The sequence below is a fragment of the Streptomyces mobaraensis genome, assembly GCF_020099395.1.
Classification (GTDB): domain Bacteria; phylum Actinomycetota; class Actinomycetes; order Streptomycetales; family Streptomycetaceae; genus Streptomyces.
This window is the reverse complement of the sequence record NZ_CP083590.1, coordinates 437,054-449,876: the sequence shown is the minus strand read 5'-3', so window position 1 is coordinate 449,876 and position 12,823 is coordinate 437,054. Positions and strand designations below refer to the sequence as shown.

Sequence of the window (12,823 nt, the reverse complement as noted above, 5' to 3'; positions counted from 1 at the left end):
GCTCCGCTGATCCGGCGCCCCCTCGAACGTCCGCCTTTCGACGACGTGACCGGCGACTTTCGGCGAACGCGCCGGCCGCGCGCCCCCGCCTAGGCTCTCGGCATGCGCGTGATCAGCAAGGCCCGTGACGTATGGGCGAGGTTCGTCGAACCGGGGCAGTGGACGTGGCGGCGGGTGGTGGGGGAGTCCCTGCTGGCCGCCCTCATGGCGCTGCTCGCGGGCGCCCTGGAGTACGACACCGGGCAGGGCTGGCCCCTCACCGTCCTCTTCGCGGTCGTCACGGCCGCGCTCTCGCTCGCCCGGCGGGTCCTGCCCGCCACGTGCCTGATCGGCGTCGCCGCCCTCACGGGGGCGAACGAGGCCGGACTGCTGCCGCTGCTCGCGGTGGTCGCCTGGTCGGCCGGCCGCAGGATCGAGGGGGCCCTCCGCGCGCTCGCCGTGTGGGCGGCGGCCCTCGCCGCCTTCGAGGCGCTCGTCCTCTGGGACCAGCCGCCGCTGTCGTTCGTCGGCCTCTTCCTCATCCTGCTGTTCCTGTTCACCACCCTCGTCCCCGGCCTGGCCGGCCGCTACTCGTCCCAGCGGCGCGCCCTGCTCGACACCCTCCGGGACCGCAACGCCCAACTGCTGCGCGAGCGCCGGATGGTCGCGGGCCAGGCGCGGATGCGCGAGCGCCAGCGCATCGCCCAGGACATGCACGACAGCCTCGGCCACCAGCTCGCCCTCATCGCCGTCCAGACCGGCGCCCTGGAGGTCTCCCACGGGCTGAGCGACCAGCAGCGCGAGGCCGTCGGCGTGCTGCGCCAGGCGTCCGTCGCCGCCATGCACGAACTCCGGGCCGTCGTCGGCGTCCTCAAGGACGGCACACCCGAGGACGAGCGCCCCGGCGGCGTGGCCGGCATCGACGGGCTGGTGGAGGCGGCCGAGGCCGCGGGTACCCCGGTCCGGCTGGTCCGGTCGGGGGAGCCCCGCCCGCTGGGCGCCGCCGCCGACCACGCGGCCTACCGGGTGGTCCAGGAGGGGCTGACCAACGCGTTCAAGCACGCCTCGGGCGCCGAGCTCACCGTCGGACTGCACCACGAGGCCGACTCGCTGGTCGTCGAGGTCGTCAACGGGCCCCCGCCCGAGGGCGCCGCCCCCCGGCCGGCCGCCGTCAGCGGCGGACAGGGCCTCACCGGTCTCCGCGAACGCGCCCGGCTCGCCGGGGGCATGGTGTACGCCGGGCCTCTGGAGGACGGCGGCTTCCGCCTCGCCGGGCTGCTCCCGTACCACCCGGCTCCGGACGCCGCCGGAAGCGAGGCGTCCGACGACACCTGGCCACCGGCCGGGGACCTCGCCGGGGACGGCCTGCCCGGCGCCGCCTGGGCCGACCCGCGTGAGGAGCTCAAGAACCTCACCGGAATGCGCCGGAGCAAGGGCTGCCTGGCCGGGTGCGGCGTCGGCGTGCTCGTTCTGCTGGGCCTTGGCGTGCTGCTCGCCTTCGGCGCCGTGGCGCTCTTCGAGGCGCTGGACAAGTCGCAGGTCGAGCCGGGCACCTACCGGGAGATCAGGGTGGGCAGCCCCGAGTCCGAGGTCCGTGACCGGCTGCCCTCCGGACGGTCCTTCCTGACCTCCGGCCTGGACCGCAAGGGCCCGGCCGCGCCGGCCGGCGCGCGGTGCCTGTCGCTGCTGTCCACCGACTCCCCGAAGGACATGGACAAGGACCGCGTGTACCGCTTCTGCTTCCGGGGCGGGAAACTGATCGAAAAGCGCGAGTTCATCGTCAGGAACGACTAGTGAGTGCTCGTGTGGTGACCCTCCGACCGACCTGCGGGAGACCTGCGTGATCCGCGTCCTCATCGCCGACGACGAGCCGCTCATCCGGGCCGGCATCAGGATGATCCTGACCTCGGCCGACGACATCGAGGTCGTGGCCGAGGCGCCCGACGGCAGGGAGGCCGTCGAACTGGCCCGCCGGCACCGGGTGGACGTCGCGCTGGTGGACATCCAGATGCCCGTCATGGACGGCCTCACCGCCCTGGCCGAACTGGGCAGGACCGCGCCGGAGGTCCGGGTCCTCGTCCTCACCACGTTCGGCCAGCGCGAGAACGTGCTGCGGGCGCTGCGCGACGGCGGGGCCGGCTTCCTGCTGAAGGACTCGGCGCCCGGTGAGCTGATCGGCGCCGTCCGCGCCGCCGCCGCGGGCAACGCCTACCTGTCGCCCGCCGCCACCCGGCACGTCGTCGACTCGTTCGCGTCCGCCCCGGCCGAGGAGCGCGGCGAGGAGGCCAGGGCCCGCGTGGCGGCCCTCGGCGAACGCGAACGCGCGGTGCTCGCCCTGCTCGGCGAGGGCCTGTCCAACGCCGACGCGGGCCGGCGGCTCCATATGAGCGAGGCCACGGTCAAGACCTACGTGAGCAGGATTCTGGCCAAACTGGGGTGCGCCAACCGGGTGCAGGCCGCTCTGGTGGCGCGGGACGCGGGCCTGGGACGGTAGGACGGCCGCCCGAGGGCCGGGCGCGGCCCGCTCAGGCCACTCCGCCCGGCCGGAACTGCACGCTGATCCGGGGCCCGACCGCCCGCGCGGTCTTCGGTATCGCGTGGTCCCAGGTGCGCTGACAGCTGCCGCCCATCACCAGCAGGTCGCCGTGGCCGAGCGGCTGCCGGACGCGGGCCGGGCCGCCGCCGCGCGGCCGGAGCAGCAGCGGGCGCGGCGCGCCCAGGGAGAGGATCGCCACCATCGTGTCCTCCGTCGAGCCGCGTCCGTGCCGGTCGCCGTGCCAGGCGACACTGTCCCGGCCGTCCCGGTAGAGGCACAGACCGAGCGTCCGGAACGGCTCCCCCAGCTCGGCCGCGTAGTGCGCGTTCAGCGCGTCCCTGGCCGCCGTCAGCGCGGGGCGCGGCGGCCCGTCGGCCTCGCCGAAGTAGGCGAGCAGCCGGGGCACGGCCACCTCGGCGTCGTACATGTGCCGCCGCTCGGCGCGCCACGGCACGCCGGTCAGCAGCGCCTCGAACAGCGGGTCGGAGCCGCTCAGCCAGCCGGGGAGCACGTCGATCCAGGCCCCGGACCCCAGCTCCGTCCGGCGGGCCCCGGCGAGCGGGCGCCCGAGGCGGATCTCGTCCGCCGTGTCGAAGAGCGAGCCCTGGAGGGCGACGGCGGGTACGGACGGTGTGGCCATCCCTCCACCGTACGTCGCGAAGTCGACATATCGCCGTTTTGCGGTGAGGGGTACGCGAAGGGGACGTACCGCGTACGTGAGGGCGGGCAGACTGGCTCGAATTCGCCGCCTTCCAAAGGAACTCTTTACCTATACTTCACTCGCCCATGATCATTCCGACGTCACCCCACCGGGGTGACGGGACGGCGAGGATGCGCAATGCCGAAGCTCTCACCCCGGATACGTGGCAAGGCCCTCGGGTTCACCGCCGCCCTGGCGGTCGGCGCCGCGGCCCTGACGGGACCCGCGACCGCCCAGCCCGTCACGGAGACCAAGGGGTCGCACCAGCAGACGCGGCAGGCCCTGAACGCCCTCCAGGCCGCCGGGATGCCGGGCGTCGCGGCCGGAACCCTCGGCCCGGACGGGGCGTGGTTCGGCTCCGCCGGCTACGCCGACACCTCCACGCAGCGCAAGCGCACCGCCCAGGACCACATCCGCGCCGGCAGTATCACCAAGACCTTCGTCACCACCGTCATCCTCCAGCTGGAGGCCGAGGGCAAGCTGCGCCTCGACGACTCCGTCGAGCGGTGGCTCCCGGGCCTCCTCCAGGGCAACGGCTACGACGGCAGCAAGATCACCATCCGGCAGCTCCTCAACCACACCAGCGGCGTCCACGACATGGTCGAGACCCCGGAGTGGCGCGCATACATGAACGGCCCCGGCTTCCTCAAGCACCGCTACGAGTACCGCTCGCCCGAGCAGATCGTCGCCATGGGCCTCAAGTACCCGCCCTACTGGGCGCCGGGCGGCGGCTGGCACTACTCCAACACCGGCTTCGTCATCGCCGGCATGATCATCGAGAAGGCCACCGGCAACCCCTGGGCCCGCGAAGCCGAGCGGCGCATCGTCAAGCCCCTGGGCCTGCGCGAGACGACGTTCCCCGGCACGAACCCGAAGATGCCCGCCCCGCACCCCGTCGGCTACTCCAAGCTCTACGCCGAGAAGCCCGGGCCCGAGGTCTACGACGCCACCGAGTACAACCCGGCCTGGTCCGGCGCCACCGGCGAGGTCATCAGCACCACCGGCGACCTCAACCGCTTCTACAGCGCCCTGCTGCGCGGCAAGCTCTTCCCCCAGAAGCAGCTTGACGGGATGCTCACCACCGTCAAGACCGGGCAGCCCTTCGAGTACGGCCTCGGCATGATCGTCCGTTCGCTGTCCTGCGGCGTGAAGGTGTACGGCCACGACGGCATCGTCTGGGGCTCGCTCACCAGCACCGCCGTCACCCGGGACGGCAAGCACGCGCTCACCTTCCAGCTGAACGGCGACTGGCTGGAGGACGGCAAGCCGTACGACGACATGTTCCCGGCGGAGTTCTGCGCCAAGAGCTGAGGCCGTGCCGGGGAGGGGACGGGGCTACGCGGGTTCCCGCCTGGGCTACGCGGATTTCCCGCCAGGGCTACGCGGGATCCCGCCGGTCGCCCACCAGCAGCAGCTGGGGCACCTGCGTGAACCGCCACCCCGTCCCCTCCCGGGTGAACACCCACACCAGGTCGTAGCGGTCCCCGGGCCACGCGCGCGGCGGGGCCGGACGCACCCGGCCCAGGCCGGCGACGATCCGCGCGATCCTGCGGTGCTCCCACGACACCAGCGTCGCGCCGTGCCGCGCGGCGAGCTCCCTCGCCAGCGCGGCCTCCTGGCCCTGGCCGTACGAGCTGTCGACCGGCTCGCCCAGCCGGGCCGCGAGCGGCGCCACCGTCTCGGCCGGCCGCAGCCCCTTGCCGGCGCCGTGCGCGTCCGCCGCGTACACGGCGTCCGGGCGGCGCAGCCCCGGGCGGACCGGCGCACCGCCCTCCGGGGCGAACAGCGGCACCAGCGCGCCGGCCCGCTGCCAGCCGCGTATCAGCAGGGCGTGCGCGTTCCGCACCCCGTCCTCCGTGACGCCGAACGGCGGCTTCCCGCCGCCGTCGCCCTCGTCCGGCTTCTCCGCATGCCGGATGATCATGACGGTGTCGGCGCCGGCCGCCGCCCGGGGCGCCGCCTCCCGGGCGGGCGCCGCGCCGTCACCTCCGCCGCAAGCGGCCACCGCCGCGCCGCAGACCGCCGCCGCGGCCATCCGCCGGAGGCCGGTCCACCGTGATCCGCGCTCGGGCATGAGCCTCTTATATCGGGCCGGGGGAGCGGTGGGCCAGACCGCGCCGCCCGCCGCCCGGCACCGGGAACGTCACACCGGGCGTCACACGGTGCGTCCCAGCCGGGCCAGCAGCCGCGTCCAGTCGTCCGCGCCGGGCGGCGCCGGGACCGGGGCGCCGAACAGGCCGGTCGGCGACAGATCGTCCCCGTGGGAGCCGAACACCCGCCCCGCCGCCGCCACCAGCGGCTCTGGCGGGCGCTCCGGCGCGCCGATGGCCCGCGACAGGTCCCAGGCGTGCACCACGGCGTCCGCCGTCATCTCCGCGCAGTAGTCCTCCACGGCCGTCTCGCCGTACGACAGCCGTACCGTGCGCTGGAGCGCGCCCCGGGCGCCGAACGCCGCGACGGCGGCCTCGGCCGCCGCGTCCCAGACGGCCGGCGGATCGTCCCCGAGGACGTCGCCGTCCAGCTCGTCGCCGACGTCCTCGACCGACGCGCCGTCCAACAGGCGTGGCACCCACAGCTGTTCGGCCGTCAGGTGGTTCACCAGGTCGCGCACCGTCCACTCCGAACACGGCGTCGGCGCGCCCCACTGGCGCGGCCGGACGGCGTGCACCCGCTCGCCGAACAGGGCCAGCGCCTCCCGGTGCCGGGCCCGCAGGGTGCTGCGTGAGTCCTTGGTCATGCCTCCATGCTCGGCGCGGTCGCCGCGCACCGCGAGCGCGGCGGCGCCGGCCGCGGCGGGCGGTGCTTTAGCGGGGGCGGGCCCCGCGCCCTCGCAGCGCCCTGCGGGCGCTGACCTCAAGCGCCGGACGGGCTGGTTGGGCTGGCGGGCTGTCCGGGTTCCGCCACCGGCCCTCGGCTCTTTGCCGGTTGTCCCGGCGTGCCGGTGCTCTTGCGGGGGCAGGCCCCCGTACCCCCGAAGCGCCCTGCGGGCGCTGTCCTCAAGCGCCGGACGGGCTGATTGGGCCGCCCAGGCTGCCCGGGATCCGTCGTCGGCCACGGGCCGCCCGCGCCGCTCGGGGGCAGCAGGCCGTGCGGCGCGGCACCTCTCCGGCGGCGACTGGCGGCCTCCGGCCGCCCCCGCGTCGGCCGAACGGACCAGTCGCCGTTCGCGGCCCGTGTCCGGTGGTGCGAGGGTGGCGAGAGTGGGGGCGTGGGGGTGAGGAGGTGGGTGGTGATGGAGCTTCCGCTGGTCGTGGGTGTCGACGGGTCCGCCGGCAGTCTGCGGGCCCTGGACTGGGCCGTGGACGAGGCGGCCCGGCACGACGCGCGGCTGCGCGTCCTCTACGCCTCGCTGTGGGAGCGCTACGAGGGGCGCCTCCCGCCCCCGGACGGGCCCTCCGACGAGACCCGGGCCGAGGAGACCGTCGCCCCCGCCGCCGCGCGGCACGTACGGGAACGCGACCCGTCCGTGCGCGTCCACGCCGAGACCGTCCCGGAGGAGGCCGTGAACGCCCTCGTCGAGGCGAGCCGGCACGCCGCCGCGGTCATCACCGGCCCGTCCGGCCGGGGCACTTTCACCGGGGTGCTGCTCGGCTCGGTCAGCCTCTCGGTGGCGGCCCGCGCCCACTGCCCCGTGATCGCCGTACGAGGGTCGGAGGACGGGCTGCGCGGCTCCCGCGGCCGGGTGCTGGTCGGCGTCGGCGACAGCGAGGAGGCGCCCGCCGCCGTCCGCTTCGCCTTCCGGGAGGCCGCCGCCCGGGGCTGCGAGGTGTACGCCGTCCGCTGCTGGCGGCTTCCCGCCCGGCAGTCCGTGCTCCACTACCCGCTGCCCAGCGACGAGACCCTCGACCACGAGGAGCGGGCCGGCCGCGAGCTGCACGACGCGCTGCGCGCCGCCGGGGCCGAGTACCCGGAGGTGACCGTGCGCGCGGTCACCGTCGAGGGCCCGGCGCATGGGACGCTCGTCGCCGCCTCGGACGAGGCCGACCTGCTGGTGGTCGGGGCCGTGCGCCGCCACCACGGGGGCGGCCTCCAGCTCGGCCGGGTCAGCCACACCGCCCTGCACCGGGCGGACTGCCCGGTCGCCGTGGTCCCGGCGGACTGACCTTCCCGGCGGCCCCGACCCCGACCCCGGCGGCTCCGACCCCGACCCCGGTCCCGGCGGCCCCGACCCCGACCCGGCCCCGGAGACGGCTCGGTCCGAAGCGGCCCGGCCCCGGAAACCGCCCCGCCCTCACTCCGTCGCGCGCCAGTCCAGCCGGAGGATCGCCAGGTCGTCGGCGTGCCGTTCGGCGTTCAGGGTGCGGACGGTCCGGATGAGGCGGTCGAGCTGACGGTCCGGGGGCTCCTGCGACGGCACCCGGTTGACCAGGTCGACGAGGCCCTCCGCGCCCAGCCGGTGCGACCCCGGGCCGTCGTGGCCCTCGATCAGCCCGTCCGTGTACAGCGTCAGCGCGCCGGACCGCGGCACCGCGAGCCGGGTGGCCGGCCAGTGGCACAGGCCCGGCGCGATGCCCAGGGCCACCCCGTGTTCCGCCGGCACCGGCCGGGTCGTCCCCTCCGCCGTCAGCAGCGGCTCGTGGTGCCCGGCCAGGTGCAGGACGGCGGTGGACTCCCGCAGGTCCAGGGTGAGCAGCGAGCAGGTGGCGAACATCTCGTGCCGGGTGCGCTCGGCCACCAGCATCCGCTCCAGCAGGTCCAGCAGCCGCTCGCCGCGGTGTCCGGCCAGGGTCAGCGCCCGCCAGGTGATGCGCAGGGCGACGCCCAGCGCGGCCTCGTCGGGGCCGTGCCCGCTGACGTCGCCGATGAGGGCGTGCACGACGTGGTCGTCGGTCTGGACGACGTCGAGGAAGTCCCCGGCCAGCAGGGCGCTCTCCCGGCCCGGCAGGTACCGGGTGGTGGCGGTCACGGCGGGGGACTCCAGCAGCGGCGTCGGCAGCAGACCGCGCTCCAGCCGGGTGTTCTCCTGTGCCCGCAGCTGGGTGGCCTGGAGCTCCGCCTTGGCCCGCTCGGCCTGCTTGCGGTGCACCGCGTAGTGCACGGCGCGCTGCAGCAGCTCCGGCTCGACCTGCCCCTTGACGAGGTAGTCCTGGGCGCCCGCGGTGACGGCCCGCACTCCGGCCTGCGACTCCGCGAGGCCGGTGAGCACGATGACGGCCACGTGCGGGTCCGCCTGCTGCACCGCGGTCACCGCCGCCGTGCCGGAGGCGTCCGGCAGGTGCAGGTCCAGCAGGACGCAGTGAGCACCGTCCGCGACCAGCTCCGCGCGTGCCTCGGCCAGTGTCTTGCGCCAGATCAGGGTGTGGTCCAGCCCGGTGTCGGCCAGCAGCTCCTCCACCAGGAGGGCGTCCCCCGCGTCGTCCTCGACGAGCAGGACGCGGTAGTGCGGCGGCGCGGTGGACTCGGGTTCGGGGAGGGCGCCGCCGGCCAGCCGCTCCGGGGCGTCGGACGTCCGCGCGGTCACGAGGCGGGCCGCCCGGTGCCGTCGGACACCGTGGTGCGGGAGTCGTCCGCGCCCGCGGCCGGCAGCGTGAAGACGACGCGGGCGCCGCCCTCGTGCTCCGGATCGACGGCGATCGTGCCCCCGTGGAACTCGACGATCTTGCGGCACATCGCCAGGCCGATGCCGGTCCCCGGGTACGCCTCCCGGGTGTGCAGCCGCTGGAAGAGGGCGAACACCTTCTCCGTGTACTCCGGTCCGATCCCGATGCCGTTGTCGGTGACGGCGAACCGCCAGACGTCGCCGTCCCGCTCGGCCGACACGTGGATGGCCGGACGGCGGTCCGGCGCGCGGAACTTCACCGCGTTCGAGACCAGGTTCTGCCACAGCATGCCCAGTTGCGTCCGGTCGCCGACCACCGTGGGCAGGGGATCGTGGGTGATCTCCGCCTCCGACTCCTCGACCGGCACGCTCAGCGCGTCCAGCGTGGTCTCCAGGACGGCCTCCAGGTCCACGGTGTCGTGGTCGTTGTGCACCCGGCCGACGCGCGAGAAGGCCAGCAGGTCATTGATGAGCACCTGCATGCGGTTGGCGCCGTCCACCGCGAAGGCGATGTACTGGTGCGCCCGCTCGTCCAGGCCGTCCCCGTACCGGCGTTGCAGCAGCTGGCAGAAGCTCGCCACCTTGCGCAGCGGCTCCTGGAGGTCGTGCGAGGCCACGTAGGCGAACTGCTCCAGCTCGGCGTTGGAGCGGCGCAGTTCGGCGGCCTGCTCGTCGAGCCGCGTGCGGGCCGTCTCGGTGAACTCCAGCTGGCCCACCATCCGCCGCCGCATCGCCTCCACGTCGCCGCTCAGTCGGCGCAGGTCGGCCGGGCCGGTGGCCGCGATCGGGTGCGTGAAGTGGCCCTGGGCCACCAGCCGGGCGTCCGAACCGAGCCGTTCCAGCGGGGTGGTGACGCCGCGTCGCAGTCCCTCGAAGATCAGGACGGCCACCAGGACGATCACCGCGGCGATGGCCGCGAAGACCCCGTTGCGCAGCCGGCGGGTGTCGGCGAGGTCGTCGCCGGTTTCGGCCCGTTCCTGGGCCAGGTGCCGCTGCTGTTCCTGGAGGGACGCGCGGACGACGTCGAAGGGGCTCTTGCCGCCGCCCGCCCGTTCGAGGAGGCGCGCGGCCTCGGCGCCCTGGGCCGCCGCGACCGGCCGGGCGACCCGCGCCTGCCACGCCTCGGCCCGCTCCAGCACCCGGTCCAGGTCCTCCCGGGCCGCCGGCTCGTCGCCGACCAGCCGGCGCAGCCGTGCGGCGGCCGCCTTCTCGTCGGCCAGCCCCTGGGTGTACGGCTCCAGGAAGTCCCGCCGGCCCGTGAGGCCGTAACCCCGTACGCCCGTCTCCTGGTTCACCAGCGCGCTCTCCAGGCGGACGGCCTCGACCAGCGCGGGGGAGCGGACGCTGACCAGGTGGTCGCTGATTGACGCCGTGCGGGCCAGTGCCCAGGCCCCCACGGCGCCGAGCACCGTGAGCACCACCAGCGTCGCGCTCACGCCGACGCGCAGCCACCGGCGCGTCGTCCAGCCCGGCCGGCCGGCCGGGGCCCGCGTACCGCCGGATCCGCCGTCGCCGGCGGGTCTCTCCGCCGGGGAATCCGGGGAACCGCCCTGTTGAGGAGCAGTCTCGACCGCCACGTTGTCCGCCTTCCGTCTCCGTTCCCCCGGGCTGCTTCCCCGGCACCTGGGCAGTCACACCGTATCGGTACGTGACAACAGTAGTTGTCGGGAGGGCGGCGCAGGACCTAGGGTGGGCGCCATGCCCGGCACCCACTTCTCCCCGCGCCTCGCCGAAAGCGAGATCTCCGCGATGGTGGAGGAAGCGCTCGACGGCCTCGCACACCGCCTGGCCCAACAGTCGTTCCGCCTGCTGCCCGCCGCCGGCGGTCCCGCGGACCCCGACGGCGCCCGGGCCGAGGCCCTGGCCTACCTCCACATGCTGGTCCACCTGCAACGGGCGGTGCACCGCCTCACGGACCGCGCGGCCGAGGAGGCCGCGCGCACCGGGGCCGGCTACCCCCAGATCGGGCGGGCCTGCGAGATGAGCCGTCAGGGGGCCCGCAACCGCTGGCCCGGCATCGTGCACGGCACCACCCACCGTCCCCCGAAGCACACCGAGCGGAGCCGATGATGATGGCCGCCCCCGCGCGCCCCTACGACGTCCTTCTGGTGGAGGACGATCCGGCGGACGCGATGCTCATCAAGGAGGCGCTCCTCGAACAGGGAGCCGCCCGCAACCTCACCCAGGTCCAGGACGGCATCGCCGCGCTGGACCACCTGCGCGACCCCGCCCTGCCCCGGCCGGACCTGATCGTGCTCGACCTGAACATGCCGCGGATGAACGGCCGGGAGCTGCTGGCCGTCCTCAAGGGGGACGAGGAGCTGCGCACCATCCCGGTCGTCGTGCTGACCACGTCCGCCGCCCCGGACGACGTGACCGACGCCTACCGGCGGTACGCGAACGCGTACGTCACCAAGCCCGTCAACCTCGACGACTTCACCCGCGCGGTGCGCAGCATCGACGCGTTCTACCTGGACACGGCCACGAAACTGCCGCGGCAGTAGGGCCGTTCCGGGCGGTGGCGCTCGCTCCGGGGTTCCGGAGCCGGTGCCGCCGCTCCGTCGTTTCCGGGGGCGGGACCCGGAGCGGCGCGGGGCGGACGGCCGTCCGCCGCCATGCGGACCGGGATCGTCCGCACGATTCCCGCACAAATATCGTTTTTCCCAGGAACCGTGGCGGCGCCCAGGTCATCTGTACAGGTGAGGCGGGGGGTTGTCGTACTTTTTGGCTTTCTCGGACCGGCAGCGGAGCCGGGCCCGCCGCGGTCTCGCTGTCTTGGAGGTTTTCACGTGCACGTCGGGAAGGGCCGTCGCCCCGTCCTGCTGATATCCGCCCTCATGGGCTCGTTGGCGCTGTCCGCCTGTTCCGGGGGGTCCGGCGGTGGTTCCTCGGACGACGCGGGCCCCGCGGCCAAGGTGACCGTGAGCCCGGCGTCCGGCGCCAAGGAGGTCAAGCTCGGCTCGCCGATCTCGGTCAAGGCCGACGGCGGCAAGCTGACCTCGGTGGAGGTGAAGGACGACAAGGGGGAGAAGGTCGAGGGGAAGCTGTCCGGTGACGGCGTCACCTGGCAGTCGGCCGGCAAGGTCAAGCCGCAGACCACCTACACGGTGAAGACCGTGGCGGAGTCGGCCAAGGGCAAGAAGTCCGACTCGACCGCGACTTTCAGCACCCAGCAGGCGCCGAAGGTCAACAAGCTGACCAACACCCCGCAGAACGGGCAGACGGTCGGCACGGGCATGCCGGTCTCGATCCTCTTCGACCACAAGGTGGACAAGGACAAGCGGGCCGAGATCGAGAAGAACTTCAAGGTCACCTCCAGCCCGCAGGTGGAGGGCGCCTGGGGCTGGGTGACCGACTACTCCGGCCAGGACCGCCTCGACTGGCGGCCCAAGACGTACTGGCCCAGCGGTACCAAGGTCTCCGTCAAGGGCGCGCTCGCCGGCGTCGACAGCGGCGAGGGCGGCTGGTTCGCCCGGGACTACAACTACGGCTTCACCATAGGCGCCGACCACAAGGCCGTCATCGACGTCCCCGGTCACACGCTGACCATGTACGACGGCGACAAGGTGGTCGGCAGCGTCAAGGGCTCCGCGGGCTCCCCGGAGGCCCCGACCCGCGGCGGCATCCACACGGTCCGCAGCAAGAACGCGGACGAGACCATGGACTCGTCCACCATCGGCTACGGAAACCAGTGGATGCTGGACGCCAAGTGGGTCACCCACATGACCGCCTCCGGCACCTTCCTGCACTCCGCCCCCTGGAACAACCAGATCGGCGTGGTCAACAACAGCCACGGCTGCTTCGGCATGACCACCGAGGACGCCAAGCGGACCTACGACTTCCTGCCCATCGGCTCCACCGTGGAGGTCAAGGGCACCTCCAACACCGAGAAGACCGATGTGGGCAACGGGCTCGAGGTCTGGCAGGAGACCTGGGAGCAGTGGCAGAAGCGCAGCGCGCTGAAGGGCTGAAGCACCTCACGCACACGGCGCGCTGAGGAACCGGCGCGGTGACGCGCTCGGGACCACACCCGACGGGGCGGCCGGGAGGGAGATCTCCGGGCCGCCCC

General features: G+C 74.2%; 12 protein-coding genes. 7 read left to right on the top strand and 5 right to left on the bottom strand.

The genetic code is table 11. The features are described from left to right. Nucleotides 1–102 precede the first annotated feature (102 nt). Both K7I03_RS01670 and K7I03_RS01665 read left to right on the top strand, forming a co-directional pair. Entirely contained in the window at nucleotides 103–1,773 is a 1,671-nt protein-coding gene (locus K7I03_RS01670) for a sensor histidine kinase (protein WP_185945085.1), read from the top strand. Between the two features lie 46 nt (nucleotides 1,774–1,819). Then, nucleotides 1,820–2,473 (top strand): response regulator, encoded by a 654-nt coding sequence (locus tag K7I03_RS01665; protein ID WP_185945084.1) that lies wholly within the window; start codon nucleotides 1,820–1,822, stop codon nucleotides 2,471–2,473. A 31-nt stretch (nucleotides 2,474–2,504) separates the two neighbouring features. On the opposite strand, the gene K7I03_RS01660 is transcribed toward K7I03_RS01665, so the two are convergent. After that, nucleotides 2,505–3,155, bottom strand: coding sequence for an alpha-ketoglutarate-dependent dioxygenase AlkB (locus K7I03_RS01660; RefSeq protein ID WP_185945083.1), 651 nt, complete (start codon nucleotides 3,153–3,155; stop codon nucleotides 2,505–2,507). 198 nt (nucleotides 3,156–3,353) lie between these two features. Between K7I03_RS01660 and K7I03_RS01655 the strand changes: the two genes are divergently transcribed. Next, a complete protein-coding gene (locus K7I03_RS01655; RefSeq protein ID WP_185945082.1) occupies nucleotides 3,354–4,526 on the top strand; it encodes a serine hydrolase domain-containing protein in 1,173 nt (390 codons plus the stop codon). Nucleotides 4,527–4,593: 67 nt separating this feature from the next. On the opposite strand, the gene K7I03_RS01650 is transcribed toward K7I03_RS01655, so the two are convergent. Beyond that, nucleotides 4,594–5,289 carry a hypothetical protein gene (locus tag K7I03_RS01650; RefSeq protein WP_221903451.1) on the bottom strand — a complete coding sequence of 232 codons (696 nt, stop codon included), beginning with the start codon at nucleotides 5,287–5,289 and terminating at the stop codon, nucleotides 4,594–4,596. A gap of 81 nt (nucleotides 5,290–5,370) precedes the next feature. Continuing rightward, complete coding sequence (locus K7I03_RS01645; RefSeq protein ID WP_185945081.1) at nucleotides 5,371–5,952, bottom strand: TIGR03086 family metal-binding protein; 582 nt, start codon at nucleotides 5,950–5,952, stop codon at nucleotides 5,371–5,373. A gap of 495 nt (nucleotides 5,953–6,447) precedes the next feature. On the opposite strand from K7I03_RS01645, the gene K7I03_RS01640 reads away from it, so the two are divergent. Further along, a complete protein-coding gene (locus K7I03_RS01640; RefSeq protein WP_185945080.1) occupies nucleotides 6,448–7,317 on the top strand; it encodes a universal stress protein in 870 nt (289 codons plus the stop codon). Between the two features lie 129 nt (nucleotides 7,318–7,446). On the opposite strand, the gene K7I03_RS01635 is transcribed toward K7I03_RS01640, so the two are convergent. Together K7I03_RS01635 and K7I03_RS01630 are read right to left on the bottom strand one after the other, a co-directional pair. Next, nucleotides 7,447–8,676, bottom strand: coding sequence for a PP2C family protein-serine/threonine phosphatase (locus K7I03_RS01635; protein ID WP_224346811.1), 1,230 nt, complete (start codon nucleotides 8,674–8,676; stop codon nucleotides 7,447–7,449). After that, nucleotides 8,673–10,331 (bottom strand): sensor histidine kinase, encoded by a 1,659-nt coding sequence (locus tag K7I03_RS01630; RefSeq protein ID WP_185945079.1) that lies wholly within the window; start codon nucleotides 10,329–10,331, stop codon nucleotides 8,673–8,675. The genes K7I03_RS01635 and K7I03_RS01630 overlap by 4 nt, the downstream gene beginning before the upstream one ends. Before the next feature lie 121 nt (nucleotides 10,332–10,452). Here K7I03_RS01630 and K7I03_RS01625 point away from each other — a divergent pair, with 121 nt between their 5' ends. From K7I03_RS01625 to K7I03_RS01615, 3 genes are all read left to right on the top strand, one after another. Next, nucleotides 10,453–10,824 (top strand): hypothetical protein, encoded by a 372-nt coding sequence (locus tag K7I03_RS01625; RefSeq protein ID WP_224346810.1) that lies wholly within the window; start codon nucleotides 10,453–10,455, stop codon nucleotides 10,822–10,824. Then, nucleotides 10,824–11,258 (top strand): response regulator, encoded by a 435-nt coding sequence (locus K7I03_RS01620; protein WP_185945078.1) that lies wholly within the window; start codon nucleotides 10,824–10,826, stop codon nucleotides 11,256–11,258. The genes K7I03_RS01625 and K7I03_RS01620 overlap by 1 nt, the downstream gene beginning before the upstream one ends. Before the next feature lie 285 nt (nucleotides 11,259–11,543). Further along, nucleotides 11,544–12,725 carry a L,D-transpeptidase gene (locus K7I03_RS01615; RefSeq protein ID WP_185945077.1) on the top strand — a complete coding sequence of 394 codons (1,182 nt, stop codon included), beginning with the start codon at nucleotides 11,544–11,546 and terminating at the stop codon, nucleotides 12,723–12,725. The last annotated feature ends 98 nt before the right edge of the window (nucleotides 12,726–12,823 follow it).

What these genes read in the sequence shown, in the direction of transcription:
- K7I03_RS01670 (WP_185945085.1), top strand. Translation starts at nt 103, where the DNA reads ATGCGCGTGATCAGCAAGGCCCGTGACGTATGGGCGAGGTTCGTCGAA.
- K7I03_RS01660 (WP_185945083.1), bottom strand. Translation starts at nt 3,155, where the DNA reads ATGGCCACACCGTCCGTACCCGCCGTCGCCCTCCAGGGCTCGCTCTTC.
- K7I03_RS01655 (WP_185945082.1), top strand. Translation starts at nt 3,354, where the DNA reads ATGCCGAAGCTCTCACCCCGGATACGTGGCAAGGCCCTCGGGTTCACC.
- K7I03_RS01650 (WP_221903451.1), bottom strand. Translation starts at nt 5,289, where the DNA reads ATGCCCGAGCGCGGATCACGGTGGACCGGCCTCCGGCGGATGGCCGCG.
- K7I03_RS01645 (WP_185945081.1), bottom strand. Translation starts at nt 5,952, where the DNA reads ATGACCAAGGACTCACGCAGCACCCTGCGGGCCCGGCACCGGGAGGCG.
- K7I03_RS01640 (WP_185945080.1), top strand. Translation starts at nt 6,448, where the DNA reads ATGGAGCTTCCGCTGGTCGTGGGTGTCGACGGGTCCGCCGGCAGTCTG.
- K7I03_RS01625 (WP_224346810.1), top strand. Translation starts at nt 10,453, where the DNA reads ATGCCCGGCACCCACTTCTCCCCGCGCCTCGCCGAAAGCGAGATCTCC.
- K7I03_RS01620 (WP_185945078.1), top strand. Translation starts at nt 10,824, where the DNA reads ATGATGGCCGCCCCCGCGCGCCCCTACGACGTCCTTCTGGTGGAGGAC.